Origin of the sequence: Limnobacter sp. UBA3528 (assembly GCF_002377005.1) — a bacterium.
Taxonomy (GTDB): domain Bacteria; phylum Pseudomonadota; class Gammaproteobacteria; order Burkholderiales; family Burkholderiaceae_B; genus Limnobacter.
In genome coordinates this window covers 1-19,159 of sequence record NZ_DFOZ01000023.1, presented here as the reverse complement: position 1 = coordinate 19,159, position 19,159 = coordinate 1, and the positions used below count along the sequence as shown (strand labels likewise).

The 19,159-nt window shown below is 51.2% G+C and carries 21 protein-coding genes; 10 read left to right on the top strand and 11 right to left on the bottom strand.

Features of this window, described 5'->3' with window-relative positions; translation table 11 throughout:
• The 6 genes from B4N58_RS06770 to ahr form a co-directional block, all read right to left on the bottom strand.
• Entirely contained in the window at positions 1–534 is a 534-nt protein-coding gene (locus B4N58_RS06770) for a hypothetical protein (protein ID WP_291747307.1), read from the bottom strand.
• Complete coding sequence (locus B4N58_RS06765; RefSeq protein WP_291747304.1) at positions 524–1,813, bottom strand: type 4b pilus protein PilO2; 1,290 nt, start codon at positions 1,811–1,813, stop codon at positions 524–526. The genes B4N58_RS06770 and B4N58_RS06765 overlap by 11 nt, the downstream gene beginning before the upstream one ends.
• A 16-nt stretch (positions 1,814–1,829) precedes the next feature.
• On the bottom strand, positions 1,830–3,593 hold the full coding sequence (locus B4N58_RS06760) for a type II secretion system protein GspD (protein WP_291747301.1): 1,764 nt from the start codon (positions 3,591–3,593) through the stop codon (positions 1,830–1,832).
• Between the two features lie 3 nt (positions 3,594–3,596).
• Positions 3,597–4,304 carry a TcpQ domain-containing protein gene (locus tag B4N58_RS06755; protein ID WP_291747298.1) on the bottom strand — a complete coding sequence of 236 codons (708 nt, stop codon included), beginning with the start codon at positions 4,302–4,304 and terminating at the stop codon, positions 3,597–3,599.
• Positions 4,305–4,451: 147 nt separating this feature from the next.
• A complete protein-coding gene (locus B4N58_RS06750; RefSeq protein WP_291747296.1) occupies positions 4,452–4,943 on the bottom strand; it encodes a hypothetical protein in 492 nt (163 codons plus the stop codon).
• A 359-nt stretch (positions 4,944–5,302) separates the two neighbouring features.
• Positions 5,303–6,304, bottom strand: a complete 1,002-nt coding sequence (gene ahr / locus B4N58_RS06745) for an NADPH-dependent aldehyde reductase Ahr (RefSeq protein ID WP_291747294.1) — start codon at positions 6,302–6,304, stop codon at positions 5,303–5,305.
• A gap of 119 nt (positions 6,305–6,423) precedes the next feature.
• On the opposite strand from ahr, the gene B4N58_RS06740 reads away from it, so the two are divergent.
• Entirely contained in the window at positions 6,424–8,538 is a 2,115-nt protein-coding gene (locus B4N58_RS06740; protein WP_291747291.1) for a molybdopterin oxidoreductase family protein, read from the top strand.
• Here the strand turns inward: B4N58_RS06740 and B4N58_RS06735 are convergent.
• The gene (locus B4N58_RS06735) at positions 8,535–9,284 is read right to left on the bottom strand and encodes a putative 4-mercaptohistidine N1-methyltransferase (protein ID WP_291747288.1); all 750 of its coding nucleotides are present in this window, start codon (positions 9,282–9,284) and stop codon (positions 8,535–8,537) included. The two genes, B4N58_RS06740 and B4N58_RS06735, sit on opposite strands and share 4 nt — an antisense overlap.
• A 6-nt stretch (positions 9,285–9,290) precedes the next feature.
• A complete protein-coding gene (gene senA, locus B4N58_RS06730) occupies positions 9,291–10,586 on the bottom strand; it encodes a selenoneine synthase SenA (protein WP_291747284.1) in 1,296 nt (431 codons plus the stop codon).
• 44 nt (positions 10,587–10,630) lie between these two features.
• Here senA and B4N58_RS06725 point away from each other — a divergent pair, with 44 nt between their 5' ends.
• The 4 genes from B4N58_RS06725 (at position 10,631) to B4N58_RS06710 (ending at position 13,218) form a co-directional block, all read left to right on the top strand.
• Positions 10,631–11,167, top strand: coding sequence for a hypothetical protein (locus B4N58_RS06725; RefSeq protein ID WP_291747280.1), 537 nt, complete (start codon positions 10,631–10,633; stop codon positions 11,165–11,167).
• Between the two features lie 135 nt (positions 11,168–11,302).
• Positions 11,303–12,166: an alpha/beta fold hydrolase gene (locus tag B4N58_RS06720; protein ID WP_291747277.1), complete on the top strand. Its 864-nt coding sequence runs from the start codon at positions 11,303–11,305 to the stop codon at positions 12,164–12,166.
• 45 nt (positions 12,167–12,211) lie between these two features.
• The gene (locus B4N58_RS06715) at positions 12,212–12,709 is read left to right on the top strand and encodes a DUF3617 domain-containing protein (RefSeq protein ID WP_291747274.1); all 498 of its coding nucleotides are present in this window, start codon (positions 12,212–12,214) and stop codon (positions 12,707–12,709) included.
• Positions 12,710–12,726: 17 nt separating this feature from the next.
• Positions 12,727–13,218, top strand: coding sequence for a thioredoxin family protein (locus B4N58_RS06710; RefSeq protein WP_291747271.1), 492 nt, complete (start codon positions 12,727–12,729; stop codon positions 13,216–13,218).
• 66 nt (positions 13,219–13,284) lie between these two features.
• Here B4N58_RS06710 and B4N58_RS06705 read toward each other — a convergent pair whose 3' ends face one another.
• From B4N58_RS06705 to B4N58_RS06695, 3 genes are read right to left on the bottom strand one after another with little or no spacing between them, the layout of a single operon-like run.
• Entirely contained in the window at positions 13,285–13,866 is a 582-nt protein-coding gene (locus tag B4N58_RS06705; protein WP_414673786.1) for an NAD(P)H-dependent oxidoreductase, read from the bottom strand.
• A gap of 30 nt (positions 13,867–13,896) precedes the next feature.
• Complete coding sequence (locus B4N58_RS06700) at positions 13,897–14,298, bottom strand: MerR family transcriptional regulator (protein WP_291747266.1); 402 nt, start codon at positions 14,296–14,298, stop codon at positions 13,897–13,899.
• A 22-nt stretch (positions 14,299–14,320) separates the two neighbouring features.
• Complete coding sequence (locus tag B4N58_RS06695) at positions 14,321–14,764, bottom strand: winged helix-turn-helix transcriptional regulator (RefSeq protein ID WP_291747263.1); 444 nt, start codon at positions 14,762–14,764, stop codon at positions 14,321–14,323.
• A 115-nt stretch (positions 14,765–14,879) separates the two neighbouring features.
• Between B4N58_RS06695 and B4N58_RS06690 the strand changes: the two genes are divergently transcribed.
• The 5 genes from B4N58_RS06690 to B4N58_RS06670 form a co-directional block, all read left to right on the top strand.
• On the top strand, positions 14,880–15,701 hold the full coding sequence (locus tag B4N58_RS06690) for an oxidoreductase (protein ID WP_291747261.1): 822 nt from the start codon (positions 14,880–14,882) through the stop codon (positions 15,699–15,701).
• Positions 15,698–16,954, top strand: coding sequence for an NADH:flavin oxidoreductase/NADH oxidase family protein (locus B4N58_RS06685; protein ID WP_291747258.1), 1,257 nt, complete (start codon positions 15,698–15,700; stop codon positions 16,952–16,954). The genes B4N58_RS06690 and B4N58_RS06685 overlap by 4 nt, the downstream gene beginning before the upstream one ends.
• A 254-nt stretch (positions 16,955–17,208) precedes the next feature.
• Positions 17,209–17,790, top strand: a complete 582-nt coding sequence (locus B4N58_RS06680; protein WP_291747255.1) for an MbcA/ParS/Xre antitoxin family protein — start codon at positions 17,209–17,211, stop codon at positions 17,788–17,790.
• Positions 17,791–18,182: 392 nt separating this feature from the next.
• Complete coding sequence (locus tag B4N58_RS06675; RefSeq protein WP_291747253.1) at positions 18,183–18,599, top strand: hypothetical protein; 417 nt, start codon at positions 18,183–18,185, stop codon at positions 18,597–18,599.
• A gap of 265 nt (positions 18,600–18,864) precedes the next feature.
• Positions 18,865–19,159: hypothetical protein (locus B4N58_RS06670; protein WP_291747250.1), on the top strand; the 295-nt coding region annotated here is incomplete at its 3' end.

Sequence of the window (19,159 nt, the reverse complement as noted above, 5' to 3'; positions counted from 1 at the left end):
TCAAAACCTCACTTGCGCACCCACGGAGACGTGCTGCGTGTTGCCGTTGCTTGCGACCAGTTCAAGTCCGTTTTGGGTGATTCTCTTGATATTGAATTTGCCAAGCTGTTCGCCTTCGCGAAGGGTGCGTACGCTTCGCGCCGCAGTCTGAATTTCGGCAGTCATCGCGCCGCTTGTGCCATACACGCCCAACAGGGTATTGGCTGATATGGTGGGAACACGTTTGCTGGCAGTTCTTACAGGGGCTGCGGTTGGTTTGCTTGTCGCAATCGCTGCAGGTGCTGTTGCTTGCGGTTTGCTGGCTGTGCTTGTTACGCTGCCACCAATTTTCAGCGCAGCTTGTAATTCTTCCCGCATGGCTTGTTCTTCTTGCAACCTTTGAATTTCAGCCAGTGTTTTGATGTTCAAAGGCACGGTCACTCCGTTGAGCTTGATGTTCTCAACCGGTGTTACCGCAGTTTTATTTTCCTGCGCATGCAGGCCGTTCAAGGCCAATGCGGCAAGCAGGCCGCCCAGTAAATAATTAATACGCATACAGTGCTCCCTTCAATGTCACCATCACAGCGGCATTCAGGTTTTTGGGTTCAATCTTCATTGAAATCTGATTCCAGTAAATTCCGGATGGGTATCGATCCAGAAAATCTTTCATGAGTGTCAGGCTGCCCGTGACTTCAGTTGCATGGCGGTTCACCGACACATTGGGTGGAATGCTCTTGAAGCCGGTGGGCCAGGTTTGGCCTTGCGTGTCGACCTTGAATTGAATGCCGGCCTTTTGCCAGGCTTGTTGTTCCAGGTAAAGCAGTTCGCTGGCTTCCTGTTTTTTGGGTAAATCCTGCAGTTGCTGAATGCCCCTGGAGGCCATGTCGTATGAAAACGAAAACTTCAGTTTATTGACGTCTTTGGGGTCAGGGCTGCTTTGCTGGTTGCTTAAAAAGCCCACCAACTCTTGCGTGTAGCCGCCTTGCGATTGCCATTCACTGGTGCATTTGCCCAGGTTGCACTGAATGCCTTCCAGCAGCCAGCCGCGTGCCATGAATGGTTGTTCGCTCAACAGGTTCAACATTTCGATCACATCGGTATTGGCCAAGCCCACGCTGCGCTGGTCGGTCGCCAGTTTTTTCAAATACTGCGGGGTTTGTATGCTTGACTGCGCCTGCTTCATGCGCGCTTCACGTGCGCTGGCTTCCAGGTATTCGTTGCCGCCATACACGCCACCAGCCAGTAGCAGCACCACGGCAAGCATGGCCGAGGCTTTGATCAAATCGGTGGGCAAACCAATCAGCGCGTGTTTGTTGCTGAAGTTGCCCAAGCGGGCTGCAATGTCGAGTGGCAGGGCGCTTGGAAAGAGCTCGGCGGCGTTGCTGTACACATGGTATTCCGAGCTTTCAATGGATCCATTGGTGTAAGTATTTACAGTGCTGACCACTTCGGCATCGCTGCCGATGATGTCCATGGTGGGCGCACCCTGTTCAATCACCATCAAGGCCATTTGGCCTTTCTTGCTTCCTTCCTCTATGCGAATGGCATAGATGGCGTGTTCCTGCTCATTCTGTGTGGCCAACATGGCCGCCAGGCTGTACACCTGCCCGGTGCGTTCTTCATCCGAGATATCAGGATCGTAGTTATAAAGACCCAGGTATTCGTTCTGATGGCCCTTGAGCAAAATATGCTTGGTGGCATCAATGCGGTCGGCATACTCCCGAATATCGGCAATGCGTTTGCTGTAGCTTGAACGCGCCAGTGGCTGCCAGTTCAAGCCGGCAATGTAGGCTTTTTTCCCCAGCTGATGAACTACTGCAGATTGCTCAGCCATGGTGCGTCCCCGTGCTTTACAGCACCACCGCGCGAACCAGAACGATGAAGTTCTCTCGCATGGTGGACAGGTTGCGCGAACCACCGGCCAGCAGTGGGGCCTGTTCAGTCAGCTTGCGCTCTGTGAAACCGGATACATCGCGTGACAGGCCTGTAATGGCCATCACCTCACCTGGGCGAAGTGCAATAGTGTACTGGTCAGAAATGCTGCTGGTGTTGGGTGTTTGAACCCGTTGCAGGGTTTCGCCAGTACCGGTGGTAATTTCAAGCAGGCTGGTGAGGTCAGACAAACTGATGCCCATCTTCAGCATGATGGTGTTGTTGTCCAGAATGAAAGGCATGGCGGCAAACTGATCGCCCGTTGTAATTTCATCGGTGGTCAAACCAGGCACACCTGTGCCGCCGCCCAAAGCACCGGATGAGGCAGGCTTGGTTTCTGACAAATAGCCCGTGGTGGTCAAGCGTGCTTTGCGGGCCCACTGCCGGTTCAAGGCCACCAGCGAAATAGGGCGGTGTTGCACATTGTCGCCAATTTCATTCAAGGCTTGCACAATGGCCGAGCTGGCACCAAAGCGTTGATTGGTTTGGCTGTTGGGTGTGCCCTGGCCGGGGATGAAGCCTTGCAAGGCTTCAGGAATGGTCAGGGCAATCAGGCCTGCTTCAGGTGCTACCAACGAATCGGGCGAGAGCACGCCAATGCCATAGCGCTGGGAAAGGCTTCGGAAAAATACATCCCAGCTCACGCCTTGCTGGTCGTCTTTCTTGGACATCACTGAGTAAATATCAAGCTGTACATGCACTTGTTTCAGCATGTTTGCATTCTCGGCGCGGATCAAATCGCGAACCTGGGTTTGCATGTCTCTGCTTGTTTTCACCATCACACGGCCGGTTCCCTCGGCAACAATCACTTCCGAACCGGGCACCGAGGCGACCATGCGGTTGATCACCTCCAGTATGCTGGCCTGGCCGTCAATTTTTCCTTTCTCGGACACGCTCAAATTCGAATTGCTTTGCACCTCATTGCCACGCACCCGGCCTTGCGTGCCGCTGCTCATGGCGTATTCATACCCATTGGGGAAGGAAGCCAACTCGTACATGGCGGTGGTGTAGCGCATGATGACAATTGAGTTGTCGCGGTACTCCCACGACAATCCCAATTTGTCGGTTGTGTTGTTCAGAAAATCAATCAGTGTGCCGTCCCAGTTCATGGCCACAGAACCTACGGTGGCACGGGGCGCCAAGGCCACGCTGTCAATGGCCACTGGGGTTGCCACGGGTGGTGCTGCTTCGGCAGGGGCGCTGACTGGTGGCAACTGGCGTGCTCCGCGGCGCGGCTCTACGCTGACCGGGGTGTTGAATACATCTTGCTGAATGCGCACAGGAATGCCGACCATTTGGGTCAGGCGGGCGGCCACCGTATTCAAATCCACGGGTCGACCCTTGTCCGCAAAATTCATTTTGTAGGTTTCATGAAAAATTGCGGGCAGTTTGTCGTCGTCATTCACATGCACGAATGTGCCGCCAATCCAGCTTTTGCTGGCGCGTTTCAGCACCTTGGCATTTTGTTGTTGCTTGGCTTGTTCATCGGCGTATTGCCGGCCACCACGAAAGGAACCGTTGGTTTGCAAGCTGGTGTTGACTTGTTCTACTTTGCGCAAGCCGTTCTCATTGTCAGCCTGTACTTCAGCGCTGATTTGCGGGCCAGTACAAGCCGCTGTTCCAAGGCTTAGCATGGCTACAATTGCCGCGCATACCCATGTTCTGTTCGGTGGTGTCTTCATGTTTTATCGGCACTCTTCTTTTTGATCGCCCAAGCGGGTAATTCGCAGCAATGGCGGCTCGTTGTTGTAAACACAGGCTTCCAAGGGGTATTCGCTATTCTTGATTCCGGGTGTTTCAAGCACTTGTTCTACTGCATATTCAAAGGTGCCCGAGAAGGTGGTGCCGGCTGCAATCATCACGTAACGGTCGGCATCCCAGCGAAATGTGTAACCCGCTTCTTTGGCCCAACGGCGAATGGCTTTGTCCAGTCGGCCGTCTTCAACCCGCAATTCCCATTGAATGGCACGCGGTGTTACCACCAGCCTTGCGTTTTCCTGTTTCACTGGCAGGGCAGCCAATTGTTCGGCCTCCCGAATTACTTTGGGCGGCAGGTCAACAATGAATACATCGGAGGAGGGCGCCTGCATGGCAAGCTGTATGTTGCTGTTTTTGTTGGACGTCGCGCTTGGGGACTTGGGTTCCAGACTGGGTTGCGCGATCACGGCAAAGCTTCTGGCTTGTGGCATTGGGTCGGGTGCACCGTGCCTGGCCAGTTCAACATTGCGCGACAGCAACTCATCGGCGAAATACGGGAGTTGTTCTTCATGTTTCTCGGTTGCCACTGCATAGCGGGGTAGTTCAATGGCAACAGTGGCACTTGTCTCCCCACTCGTTTCCCCGGTTGTGTTCCATGCCATCAGCACCATGGCAAGACCAAGAGCAAATTCCATATTCGTTTTACCTTTTTCGTATGGATCGGTGTTCAGTGAGTTTGCAAATTTTATTAATTCGAATATACATCAATATACGAAATAATTTCTTTTGCAGCAATCCCAAAAATTATTCTGCTGCGTCAGGGGGTTCTTGTCAGTGGCAGATCAATCTTGATAAATGGCATCAAGCCATTGATTGCCGTCATGCGGGCTGTAATGAACCAAAAGGTATGCCGCTGTTTCGAGCACGGCCAGACTGCAGGCTTGTGCTTCATCGAAAGCTTCTTGATTGATGGCGTCGTATTCGTGGATGCACACTTTTAATAGTTCACCAATCAATCGGGGGGTGGATTCAATGGTTTTTACTTTTGGGCGTAGTTCCGAATAGGCTTTCATCAGACCGCGAAAGTAATGCCAGGTTGTTCCCTCTGTTTCAGCCAGACCTTGCAGGATAAATGGCAAGCTCAGGTTGAGAAGACCGGTGTCTTCAATGTGTGCGGCCAATTCGCTGTACTCACAGTCGCATGGATCGACTGGATGATGTGCCCTGAAATAAGCGATGTTGTTTGCGATCGAGTTGCCGGAGGAAAAGCCTGCAAGCGTGGCTACCGTACTCTCGAATGGCTTTGTTTGTGCGACCATGTTTTTATTGTTCACTCGTTGAGTTAATGAATACTTGCCCGAATTTATTGCGCGAACAAGTGTTGACTGAACAAATGTTTGAAAAAAATCACATTTTTTGTCATTTCATGTAACAGTACCTACAAAAATTGCGACAAATTCTAAGTATCTACATGAGGTGATCATCAAAGATCCATGATTTATAAAGGGTTTAATTTCCCTCTATATTTCACTCACATGACAAGTTTGTCGCAAATTTCTGTAATCCTCTCTGAGCTTTTTTCGGTCTTTCGCCGTTTCCTAGTGTATTCAGAACCCTCCCACCCAGATTCCTCTTAATGTTCAACTAAATCAATCACATCAAAGGGTGGGGGTGGGGGGTAACAAGGGGGGTGTTATCGCGACAACACCACTCTAAAGCGGGGGCTACCATTGCGTACTTTGTCTACAGCCTCGTTGATTTGCTCAAAGCTGTAGGTTTCTACAATGGGTTGAATATTATGCAGGGCTGCGAATTTCAGCATGTCGGCAATTACGCGCGGGCTGCCCACTGGCGACGACGAAATGGAACGTTGTTGCCCCATCAAGCCAAACACACCAATGTCCAAAGGCTCCAGCACGGCACCCAGAAAGTGCAGGCGGCCTTTTGGGGCCAAGGTTGCAATGTAGGCATTCCAGTCAAGCTTCACGTTCACGGTCGACAAAATAAGGTCGAATGAGCCCGCCGCTTTTTTCAGGGCATCTGGGTCTTTGCTGTTCAGCACGTGGTGCGCACCCATGCCCAGCAATTCGTCGGTTTTCGAGGCGTTGCTGCTGAATGCGGTTACCTCGCAACCCCAGGCTTTCAGGAACATGACCGCCATGTGGCCCAAGCCGCCCACGCCGATCACCGCGACTTTGCTTTGCGGTGAAATATTGAATTGCACCAGCGGGTTGTAAACGGTAATGCCACCACACAGCAGCGGGCCTGCGGTAGCGGGGTTGACACCTGCGGGAATTTTTACGGCACTGACAGCTTGCGCGCGCACCTTGTCAGCAAACCCGCCATGGCGACCAACAATGGTTCCTTTGGCGGTGCTGCACAGGTTGTGGTCGCCGCCCATGCACATACGGCAACTTTCGCAGTAGCCTGAATGCCAGCCCAAACCCACGACATCACCAATGGCCAGGTGGCTGACATGGCTGCCCACTTGGCTTACCCGACCAATAATTTCGTGGCCTGCCACCATGGGGTATTTGGCACGGCCCCAGTCGTTGTCAAGCATGCTGACATCGCTGTGGCAAATGCCGCAGTGGTCCACATCGATCTCGATGTCAAATGCGTTCAATTCACCCGGATCGTATTGAAAGGGTTTCAACGGGCCTTTGGCCTCGAAAGCTGCGTATGCGTTGATCATATTGTCTCCTGTTGATCTCTTGATGGTATTACACCTTCGCAAGTAGTATGTGGCATACGCCAACAAAGTTTGGCCTTTCAAGAACAAGGCTCCACCCGAGGGCCTGCGAGGAGACGATATTGCAAACCCACCGCCGTGCCTGCCATTTGTGCGAGGCCATTTGTGGCCTGAAGGTCGAGGTAGAAAACAATCAGGTAGTGTCAATCAAGGGTGATGAGCTGGACCCCTTTAGCCGTGGGCACATTTGCCCGAAGGCGGTTGCATTGAAAGACATTCAGGAGGACCCCGACCGTTTAACGCGCCCGGTTAAAAAGGTGAATGGGCAGTGGGTAGAAACCACTTGGGAAGATGCGATTGAGCTGGCCTGCGAAGGTTTGTTCCAGGTGCAGCAAAAGTATGGTGCCAACGCGGTGGGTGTTTATCAGGGAAATCCGAATGTGCACAACTGGGGTTTGATGACCCACAGCGCCAATTTTCTGGGTTTGCTGAAAACACGCAACCGTTTTTCGGCCACATCGGTTGACCAACTGCCCATGCAGTTGTTGGGGTACTGGATGTTTGGGCACCAGTTGCTGATCACCATTCCCGACATTGATCACACCAATTACTTTCTGATGCTGGGCGCCAATCCAATTGCATCCAATGGCAGCTTGATGACTGTGCCCGATGTGGCCAAGCGAATCAAGGCTTTGCAGGCGCGTGGCGGAAAGCTGATTGTGATTGATCCACGAAAAACCGAAACAGCAGAAGTGGCTGATGCGCACCATTTCATCAAGCCCGCCAGCGATGCTGCCTTTGTATTTGCCTTGATCAACACGATCGTTGGCGAAGGCTTGACCCGAATGGATCGCCTGGCCCACCACAGTGAAGGTTTGTATGCGGCTTTGGGTGCGATTTCAAAAGTAACACCTGAAGTGGCGCAGGCCGAATGCGGTATTGATGCTGACACCATTCGCCAAATTGCCCGTGATTTTGCGAATGCCGGAAAGGCGGTTGCGTATGGCCGCATGGGTGCTTGCACGCAGCGCCATGGCACCTTGGCGCAGTGGGGTATTCAGTTGCTGAACTTTGTGACAGGCAACACCGACCGTGTGGGTGGTAGCCTGGTGGCCAACCCCGCGCTAGACCTGATCGCCGCGCCCAACAGCAAGCCCGGCAGTTATGGCCGCTGGCACAGCCGGGTCAGCCAAAAGCCCGAGGCCTTGGGCGAGTTTCCCAGTGCCATCATGGCCGAAGAAATTCAAACCGAAGGTGAAGGGCAGATCAAGGCCATGGTCACCATTGCAGGCAACCCAGTGTTGTCCACACCCAATGGCCAGCAGCTTGACAAGGCTTTGACTGGGCTTGAGTTCATGGTGTCAGTTGACCTGTACATCAACGAAACCAATCGCCATGCCGATGTTATTTTGCCCACGACATCGCCTCTGGAACATGATCACTACGATTTGATTTTCAATATATTTGGCGTGCGCAACCAGGCCAAATACAGTGCGGCCACCTTGCCCAAACCGGAAGGCAGCCTGGACGACTGGGAACTGATGGACAAGCTGGCGGCCTGCTACAGCGCCAAAATTGGCAAACCCGCACGGCCTTCCATGCCGCCACAAATGATTCTCGACATGGGTTTACAAATGGGGCCTTATGGCATGGCCAGTGAGCACAAGTTGAGTTTGGAGAAATTAAAGCAGCACCCTGAGGGCATTGACTTGGGGCCATTGCGCCCAAGTTTCCCCGACCGTTTGCAAACAGCTGATAAAAAAATTCAGTTGGCAGCTGTGCAGGTGCTACAGGCAGCAGCAAATTATGTGGCTGATTTATTGAATGCCGACAAGCAGACAGTCGCAGAGATGATGCTGATCGGCAGGCGCCACATTCGCAGCAACAATTCCTGGATGCACAACTCGGAGCGTTTGGTGAAAGGCAAGAACCGCTGCACCGCCATGGTCAACCCGGCTGATGCCGTGCGTTTGAATTTGCAGGAAGGCCACAATGTGCGTGTGCGCAGCCGCGTGGGTGAAATTACATTGCCCGTAGAAATTTCAGACGATGTAATGCCCAGCGTGGTGAGCATTCCGCACGGCTGGGGTCATGACAAATCGGGTGTGCGCTTGCAGGTGGCTGCTGCCCATGCAGGCGTGAGTTGCAACGATTTGACCGATGAGCAATGGCTGGACGAGCCCAGCGGAAACGCCGCAGTGAATGGTGTACCCGTCACGCTGATTCCGTTGGCTTAGCTGCCCTTTCTTTCCCACACGGTCATTTCAGCAATGCTGTGCTGGTATTTGCGGGCAGTTTCCCGAATGACGAATGGAACATTCATAGGGTCGCGAACCCGCTTGAAATGGGGTGCAAGCACGGCTTGTATTCCCTCGAGCATGGTTTTTGGTTTGCCATGTTCTTCAATTCCACCAATCCAGTTTTCCTTGGGGGTGTATTCAGTCAACAGCGTGTAGGGCGAGCTGATAACCAACAAGCCGCCGGGCACAATGCGCTTGGGCATGTCGTTCAGGAATTCGGTGGGGTTGTTCACCCGGTCAATCAGGTTGCCAGCAAATATCAGGTCGTAACCCGTGTGTTCTTCACCAAGTTTGCAAGCATCGCCTTGCGCAAATTCCACACGCTGGCTGCAATCGCTGTAATTGAAATTGGCAAGCGACACTTGCATGGCTCTGCCCAAATCGCCTTCGTCATGCAGAAAGTAATTCAGGGTATTGCCTTGTTGAAGCGCTTCGGCCGCATCGATAAAACGGGCGGATAGATCAACACCGACAGCAGTGTCGAATCCCAAGGCGAGCTCAAAAGTACTTCTGCCCACGGCGCAGCCCAGGTCGAGCGCTTTGCGGCGTGGTCGATTGCCCATGAATTCCAGGCACAGCTGGGCGCAGCGCACCGGGTAATTCGGAACATCAAAATAGTCGATGCCGTAGTGAAAGGCCAGGTACTGGTTTAAAAGCTCGTCGGTTTCGTAAGGATTGGTCATAAGGCCTTATTGGGCACAGGTTCTGAAGCCGACGAACACATCGTTTCGATCGGGTGTGTAGGCTTGGCGGTAGGTGCCGCGAATGAGTATGGACGAAGTTGCGCAAGAGCCACCCCGAACCACTTTGTGGTCTCCGAATTGCAAGGTGGACATGAAGGGGTACATGTCCATGGTGAATCCGTTGTAGGGGAAGAAAAGACTGTCGGTCCACTCCCACACGGTGCCGATCATTTGCCGGCATCCAAACGGGCTGTCGCCTTCGGGCAGGGCGCTTACTGGCAGCCTCGCCAGGTGTGTGCTGTCCATGTCTACACGGTGTGTTTCCATGGTGTTTCCCCAGGGAAACTTGTTGAACTCTCCCTGCTCGCGGTTACCCAAAGCCGCAACTTCCCATTCAAACTCCGAAGGTAAGCGCCGCCCTGCAAACTTGCAGTACGCTTGCGCCTCCCAATAGCTGACGTGTTTAACAGGCAGTTCGGCCTGTACCGGCAGCCATTGGTCGAAGTGACGTTCAAACCAAATGTCGTTTTCTTTCTTCCAGAACAAGGGGTGCCTTGCGCCATGGCTGTCGCGCCATTTCAGGCCTGCCATGCTCCAGTGTTGGTCTTCCTCGTATCCACCTGATTGAATAAAAGCGAGATACTGCGCATTACTGACCAGGTTTTTGGAGATCTTGAAGGCTTCCATCTCCACGACGAATCCTGGCTTTTCATTGTCGAAACAAAAGTCCTCTGTCGCATAATGTGCCGACTCGGGCGGCATTCCTATTCGGTAGCGGCCCGCAGGTACTTCAACATCGTTGTGGTCGATTGAACGTGTGTTTTCCGCGCCAGTATTGTTTGATGCGTAAGGCGGTGGGGCATAACCAAGGCTTTGCCGCGCCCACACCATGGACTCGATGTGCATGTGCAGGTGGAAGATGGCGTACTTGTACAGGTACAAATCGCTGTCGGTCAGTGCCTTGGTTTCAATTCGCTGTTTCACCTTGTTGAAGGTGTCGTCAAAGTAGCGCAGGGTGTCTGGTTTGTCGGGGAACAGCCCTTCTTGCCAGCGGTCCTCGTGGGCCAGTTCAAACGAGTCCCAGATGTCGTCAAGCGCTGGGTTGTATGAAGGGGTTTTGTCCAGGTTCTGCAAAATAAACCGCTCAAAGAAAAAAGCAGCGTGCCCAACCTCCCAAATTGGCGGGTTGATGCCTGGCAAATAGGGCACTTTGGCCTGCTGAGCGTCTAGGCTGTTGAGCAATTCAAGAACACGCTCGCGGCTTTGTTCTAAAGAAGCGAGTAAGGATTGCTTGTTATTCATCGTGGTGGTACTACTAATGGGTTACACACAATTATAGGCCACCCATGTCCATTAAATCGATACTACGTACTTTGACTGTCGCTTCCACCGCATTGTTGATAGCAAGCGGCAGTGCTTACGCCGATAAACCTGAAAAAGGAAACGGCAACCAGGGAAAGAATAAGGAACAAAGCGAGCAACGCGGGCAAAAGGAAAACCGCAAAGGCGGTGGTAACGAGAAAGGCAACCGTGTTGACGGGGGTCGTGACTCTGGGCAGGGCGGTGTGTCAGTGTCGTTTAACTTTGGTGGCGCTGAAACCCGGATAGTTCGGGATTACTACGGTGGCCAGGTTGCCAAAGGCAAGTGTCCCCCCGGGCTGGCCAAAAAAGGGAATGGTTGTCAGGCCCCGGGCCAGGCCAAGCAGTGGCAAAAAGGCCGCGCTTTGGGCAGTGATGTTCGCTATTACGACATTCCCAATGAATTGCGCATTCGCCTGCCCGCACCGCCCTTGAACCACAAGTATGTGCAGCTGGGCACGGACCTGCTGTTGATTGCCGTAGGTACAGCCATTGTGGTTGATGCGATTGACGGGATTTTGTAGGTCAAGACGAGTTGGCAGGTGACTTGCTGACCGAGGATTATTGCATTGGAGGAACAAATAAATTGCTCATCACCTGGATTATAAAATTCGCGGTTGCAACTACACTGCAGCAGCGAATTTAAATCAGGTGCCTCCATGACCCAATCATTTGAAGTGAGTATTCCCGCTGCAGGGCAGCCACTGGCCGGTGCGTTTTTTCCAGCGGTTAATGGCACGCACAACAAGCCAGTCTTGATTTGTCCCGCCACGGGAATCATTCAAAAGTTTTATTTTCCCTTTTCGCGCTGGCTGGCCGAACAGGGATTTTCTGTGTTGGTGTTTGATTATCGAGGCATCGGAAAATCTTTGCAGGAGTCGCATGTCAAGCATTGCGAGGTGAAGAAGCAGGACTGGGGCTTGTATGACATGCCAGCAGCGTTGGATTTTCTGCTTGAACTCACTGGGCAGGGTAGCGCATACCTGGTCGGGCACAGTGCAGGTGGGCAGTTGTTTGGCTTGATGCACAACCACGCCAAAGTGCGTGGCGTGTTGGCGGTGGCAGCTTCGTCCGGACATGTGAAAAACATTCGCAAAGACAAACGCAACAGCGCCAGGTTCATGCTGCGTTGGGTAATTCCGGTCAGTTCGGCCTTGTTGGGGTATGTGCCAGCCAAGCGTTTTGGTTGGGGTGAAAATTTGCCAAAAGGCGTTGGCCTGCAATGGGCCAAGTGGTGCTCAAGCCCTGGGTATGTGGAAAATGAATTTGGTGAAGGTGTTCAACAACATTGGTTTGAACAGTTCAGTTCGCCGATTACTTTCGTGCATGCCAGCGACGATGAAATCGCAACCCTGCCCAATGTAGAGGACATCATGCGCCTGTTCACCAAGGCCAGCAAAAAACGGCTTGAAATCAAGCCAGAAATGTTCAAGCTGGGCAAAGTAGGGCACATTGATATTTTCAGGGAACGGTGCAACAGCATTTGGCCGCAAATTCTTGCTGAACTCACTCCCGCTCATTAAAACCGCGTTTTAAACTAAGGTTTTGTTCGCGCGTGTGGGGGCTTCATGAAAAAGATTCTTGGTGCGGTATTGTTTGTGCTGTCGGCTCAATTCGGCTTTGCTGCTGAGGTAAAACCTGGCTTGTGGGAAATGGAGTTCGATGCCCAGGGCATGGGTCCCGAGGCGCAGGCCGCCATGAAGCAGATGGAAAGCATGCCACCAGCACAACGCAAGCAAATGGAGGCCATGATGGCGCAAATGGGCGTATCCATGGGCGCCAAAGCAGGCTCTGTGCGGTTTTGTATTACGCCTGAGCAAGCCAAAGCGAATGACGTTCCTGTTCAGGACGACGGCGATTGCAAAAACAAAGTACTAAGCCGAAGCGAAAAATCCATGAAAGTCGAATTCAAGTGCCCAGACACACAGGGTACTGCCACCGTCAGTTTTTTGTCGTCCACTCTGTACGAAACAAAGATCGACGCCAAAACGACAGAGGGTGGCCAGCAACGCAATATTCAGCAGACCTTGAAAAGCAAGTGGGTTAAGGCAAGTTGTGGCGGTTGAACGGAGTAAAACCTGAAATGAAAATATTTCGAGTCTTGTCCTTTCATCGCTTCTTGCTGTGTGTTTTTTGTGCGGTGTTTGCACTCAATGTGACCGCCCGCGACATTGAGCCCAAGCCCATGCATTACGAATTACCAGGCTGGTTCAAGCAAACTTTTCTTGAAATTCCTGTGGACATTCAAGATGCACAAACCCGTGGAAAAAAGCTGCTCATTTTCTTTCATCTGGATGACTGCCCTTACTGTGCCTATTTGCTGCAAGAGAACTTCACGGAGGGGTCCAATCGCGAAAAAATTGAAAGCAAGTTTGATGTCATTGCAATCAATGTACGGGGTGACCTGCCCGTGAACTGGATCGACGGCACCGTGTATTCGGAAAAGCAGTTGGCGCGAAAGCTGGGTGTGTTTGCAACCCCGGCGGTGCTGGTGATGGGGCCTAAGCCTGAAGTGAGTAAAAAGATAATGGGTTACAAAAAGCCGGGGGTTTTTATGGACTTGTTGGGTTTGTAAGAATTTGCATTCTTTTCAGGCAGCCATGGAAAACAAGTGTGTGCAGGAAGATCTTGTTTACTACTTTCAAATATTCAACCCAAATTGGTAAGCACCTGCCAGCCATTTTTCGCGAGTACTTACTTTCGAGTTTTTTACCGGTCCAAAACTGCTCACAGTCACAGGCTTAATGCCGCAAAATTCCAGAATGGTCCGCTTCATTTGATTGTGCCCTGGCATACGATAAACAAAGCGGTAGTACCAAGGCGGTGTGTCCATGGTGGCGATCAGGTGTGCGGTGCGTTGCTTTAATAGGCCATCGACCATCAATGCGTCCTTCTTGAACTTGAATGCGAATCCGGGCAAGAAAACTCGATCAAATAAACCTTTCAAAATGGCGGGAATCGAACCCCACCAAATTGGATAAACAAACACAAGGTGCTCAGCCCAGGCAATCGATTCTTGTGCCGCAACAAGGTCGGGTTCAAGCGTTTGAATGGTGTTGTAACCATCGCGCAGGATTGGATCGAAATTCAGCTTGCCAAGGCTGAGCAAGCGAACATCATGCCCCGCTGTTTGTGCCCCCTTCAGGTAGGCATCGGCGATTGCACCGCACAAGCTGGCTTCTGCTGGATGTCCGAGAATTACGAGAATGCGTTTATGCACCACAAGCTTCCTTTTTGTTGAACCACAAAAAGTCTAAAGCTTGCCCTTAGGGGAAGAGTCAACAGGAAGTTCGCAGTTTATTAATTCAGGCGAGTGACGCAGTTCATCCTCAAATTGATTTAGCAGCTGGAGTTGGGCTTGGGCGGCATCGATTTGCGATTGAATGGTTAATCGCTTCAACTCGATTTGTTTGAGCATCAGTGCCATGCTTGAACCAGGATCGCTGGTGTTGCTTGCCAAAGCCTCTACAAGCTCCTTGAGTTTGAATCCCAGTGCTTGAGCGCACCGAATGGTTTGAATTTGATGGATGGCCACGTCGGCATAAATACGGTAGCTGCCTTTGCGCATGGGCTTTGGAATCAAGCCCAGTTGCTCGTAAAGGTAAATCGCTTTGCGCGTGGCCCCTGATTTTTTTGCAAGTTCGCCGATGTACATGATTTGTGCTCAGTGTTCCGTTTCAGCTTTCATCACTCGTCCCAATTCGAATCGGCCGCGTTCCAATTTGTGCACCCGTCGCTTCATCAATCGCCACAGGTTTAATTTCTGTTCCAGCTTCAGCATCAAAAAACTTCACCAGCTTGCCGCCACCACGGTGCTTGCGGCCCCAGGCCCCGATCAGGAACAGCACCGGTAAAAAGTCCCGACCTGCCTCGGTCAACAAATACTCATCCCTGGGCGGGTGTTCGGAATAGCGGTGCTTCTGAAGCAACCCTTCCTCTGTCAAAACCGCCAAGCGCTTGGTCAGCATGGTTGGTGCAATGCCCAAGCTTTTGCGGAAATGATCAAACCGGGTAATGCCCGCATGCGCATCACGCAAAATCAAAATGCTCCAGGCGTCGCCCACGAAAGCAAGGCTTCGTGCAATCGGGCAGGGGTTTTCTGAAATATTTTTACTGTCCATACTATTTTGATAGTGACTTTATTTAAAATTGCGGGTAAAGTTAGTTTCGTTTTGATAGTAACAACTTGCGGACCAGAAATCCACCAACATTTCGCCCACTTGGGAGATTTAAACCATGAACAAAAACAAAGGGCCTGTTGCCTTGGTAACAGGTGCATCGTCCGGCATCGGATTAATCACTGCGCAAAAACTGGCGGCAAGCGGTTATCGAGTGTTTGGTACCAGCCGTCGCCCCAACCCTACCGGGTCGCTGGGATTCGAAATGCTGGCGATGGATGTGGACAAAGACGAATCCGTTGTGAACCTCATCAATCAGATCATTGATTCAACTGGCCGAATCGATCTGCTGGTCAACAACGCAGGGCGCGGTTTGGCACCAGCTGGCGCCGAAGAGTTTTCTCTTGAACAGGCGCAGGCAATTTTCAATACCAATTTCTTCGGTGTGGTGCGCACCACCAATGCTGTGTTGCCGCACATGCGCAGTCAGGGCAGCGGGCGCATCGTCAACATTGGTTCTGTGTTGGGCTTCATGCCCATGCCTTACATGGCGTTTTATTCAGCCACCAAGTATGCGCTGCGTGGTTATTCCGAATCGCTTGATCACGAGCTTCGAAACATGGGCATCCGGGTGTCGGTGATTGAACCGGCTTTCATGAAAACTTCTATTGAAGCGAATTCCGCCCAGGCCGAGTTCCAGATGGATGAATATCAGGAAGTTCGGTCAGCCTTTGAAGTACGCCTAACAGAAATGCTGAGTTCCGCTGAAGACCCAAGCCTGGTGGCCGACGCGATTTTGAAGGCTGCGCAAGAACCCAACCCTCGTTTGGCCTACACAGCCGGCACAGCAGCTGCACGATTGAAACTCATGAGCACAGTGCTTCCAGCTCGTTTTCTTGACACCGGAATTCGCAAACATTTAAGACTGAGAACAAAATGAATCCAACCACAAACCCCAACTTGTTGAATCGCCCGTTCGTTTTGCCCAATGGCGTTGAGTTACCCAACCGTTTGGCCAAAGCGTCCATGAGCGAAGCACTGGGAACCTACGACAACCACGCCACACCGAAAATTGTGGAGTTGTATCGCCGCTGGGCCAAATCCGGTATCGGCCTGATGTTCACAGGCAATGTCATGATTGATCGCAAAGCCCTGGGTGAACCAGGAAACATTGTGATTGAAGATGAGTCTGACCTGGCAATATTGAAACAGTGGGCCGATGCAGCCAGACAAGAGGGTGCGGCGTTGTGGGTGCAGTTGAACCACCCCGGCAAGCAGTCGCCCAAGGGATTGAACAAATTCAATCTGGCACCTTCTGCCATTCCTTTCCGGCAAGACATGGCCGCATTTTTTCTAACGCCGCGAGAAGCCACCGAGGCTGAAATTCAGGACATCATTCAACGCTTCGGCCGCAGTGCAGCCATTTGCAAAAAAGCCGGGTTTGGCGGCGTACAAATTCACGGCGCACATGGTTACTTGATCAGTCAGTTTCTATCACCTCATCACAATCAACGAACCGATCAATGGGGTGGAAATGCCGAGAATCGCAGGCGCTTTGTGATGGCTGTGTATGCGGAAATTCGCCGCCAGGTTGGCCCTGATTTTCCGGTAGGTATCAAATTGAATTCAGCCGACTTTCAGAAGGGTGGGTTTACTGAAGAAGAATCAATGGCAACCATTGAAGCACTTTCGGCGGCTGGAATCGATCTGATCGAAATTTCTGGTGGCACCTATGAAGCGCCCGCCATGAGCGGTGTGGTTGAGCAAACCAAAAAAGCATCCACTTCGAATCGGGAAGCGTACTTTTTAAGTTTTGCTGAAAAAGTGCGAAGTCATATCAAGACACCCTTGATGGTCACTGGCGGATTTCGCAGTTATGCGGGCATGAATTCAGCCCTGGAATCAGGCGCGCTCGACATCGTGGGTTTGGCCCGCTTGCTGGCCATTGATCCGGATGCCCCCAAAGCACTCCTGAATGGTCGCGACTGTAACTATCAGGTAAGGCCTATCTCAACGGGAATCAAGGCAATCGACAAAATGGGCATCATGGAAATACTGTGGTACTCGCGCCAACTGAAACGAATTTCCGAAGGGCGTGATCCGAAGCCCAATGAAAGCGGAATTTGGGCTTTCCTTGCTTCGGTGGTTAAAAGTATTTGGGGAACCAACAGAACGCAAAGATTAAGGTTATGAGTATTTACTCGTTTAGCGATCACAGGCGGTGAAACTCGATAAGTAGTGGGCTAAATTGGGTTGTTTACTACGCCAGCTGTGGCTTTGCAGTCACCCTCAGGGGTGCCCCTTTAGATCGCTTTGTCCCGACTGATTTGGACTGCACCCTTGGGCACATGAACTCAGTTTCCGTGCCTTGGTAATTCCTTTGAAATGAAATTGACCTTCAGGCTCTGAAAATCGACTACATCAGCACAAATGAATTTCTGAAATTCTTGGGTAGCCGTCTGCCGATATTTGCTCGGCTTTTTCAGGCCACGTTTTGGGGGCTGTCTTTTTCATCCAAATCAGATAAATTGAAGTATGTGCTCACCCCGCTCATGGAGTCACAATTGTTCGAAGCGTCATTTCAAACTGTTAGCTTTTCCAGTTACCTCAGGTCTGTTTATAAATCCACTCTGTTTGAGCGAGTGGGCTTGATAAGGGCAGGAGTTCCATGTGGGTACTTTTATGACACAGCCCAAGCCATGGGAGTTAGCTTGGCTGATTTGGCTCGAAGTTTAGGTGTGCCCCTATCGTTGGTCTATTCGATCAAATCCAAGGGTTCGCCCAGCCAGAAGAAGAGCCTGTCTAATCAGATCATCGGAGTTCAATTGTTGATCGGTCAGGTGCAGAACCTAGTAGAAGAGTGTGGTGATCCTGTTGGATTTGATGCAGCCAAGTGGCTTGGGGACTGGGCTTTCAGTGCAAACGATGCCCTCGGTGGACTGCGTCCGGCGGATTATTTCGATACCGTCGTGGGGCAAGGGGTAGTAGCGGATTTGCTAGCCGCCATCCGCCACGGCAATTATCAGTAGCCAACGGTGAATTGGTTCACTTGTATCTATGAGAAGTCCAGAATTTTTAACTCTGTTGGACCAGTTAGCGAGTTAGAAAGCTTTGATTCAACGCCGACATGTCATAAAAGCCCCCACATGTCATAAATAACCCCAAATGACGTGTGAAGTTTATAACTTGGGTCCACTCACCTCTCGAGGAAACTATGTCAAGTAAGTCAGACAGAGATAATCGCTCAAACCAGTTAAATCCGAACAACTTCGCATACAGTAGCTCGAGGGGACTAGGTAGAGATTGCGGTGATGATCTTGAGTGGGAGTACTGCGAGTCTGCTACGAGGGGATTCAATTCCACGGCTGTTCCTGCTCCGACGTCTTATAAGCAGGAGCGAATCAAGATACACAAGGAATTCATGTTTGACCTGATGAGTATGAGTGGGGTTACAGCCCACCTCAAGGCGACAGTCGAGTTCTCTAATAAACTTTCATCTGAACCGAAATGCACTGATGTGATCGAGAAAAAATTACAATTTCGATTACGCGAGGTGTTTGAACGGGAGACAAACTCACCAATCGCGTTTGTGCAGGTTAGAGATGGTGCGGGCAGAGAATTGGAATGGTTGGGCGAACAGTTTCGACCCAGACGAATCTCAAAGAAAATTGCTCCTGAAGAGCAACAGCGAATCCGTCAATTAAATGAACTTTGGTCGCAATCCATCAAAGGCAAGGTACGAGAGTTTAAAAACACACTTAAAGATCACAAACCTATCACTCGTGTGGACCTAGGATTTATAGTTACTTATGAGTCATTTGATTCGCCTGCAGCTTGAGCTTGTGCTGTGTCAGCTTAGAGCATTTCAATTCACACAGTGAGCAATAAAAGAGGTTGCTGTTTCTCTTCGTCCAGTCGTTTGAAGTAAGAATGAATCGCACCGGTTTCTTTAGGCACTAGTGTCCTAAAAAGTTGCCATTTCACTTAATTTAAACAGTCCCTTCAGCTGAAACGGCCAAAAAAAGGCACTTTCAGCCGAAACTCGTTTTTGAATTCTATGAAACCATTCCCTTGAGTGACCTTCAGGCAACAGGGGAATGTAAATGGATAATTCAAAAGTTTTCGCAGACGAGTCGATTGATCAGCTAATCGCTGATCAGGATTTCTCACGTTTCATTCAGGTTTTTGGATTGCCGTATTGCGGGGCTGATCTTGATCTGGCCGTTCAGAATCTAATCACCGCTTGTCAGCTTGTTTCCGAAGAGGTGAGAGCATTTCCCAAACTTGATGAGGCGATCCGCGTTTTAACCAAGAACAAACTGCGCCTTGAAGGCTTTTCCTCAAAAGCTGCTGGTGTCAAGCTGGTTCCCAAAGATTGCGTATTCTGGTCGAAAGACA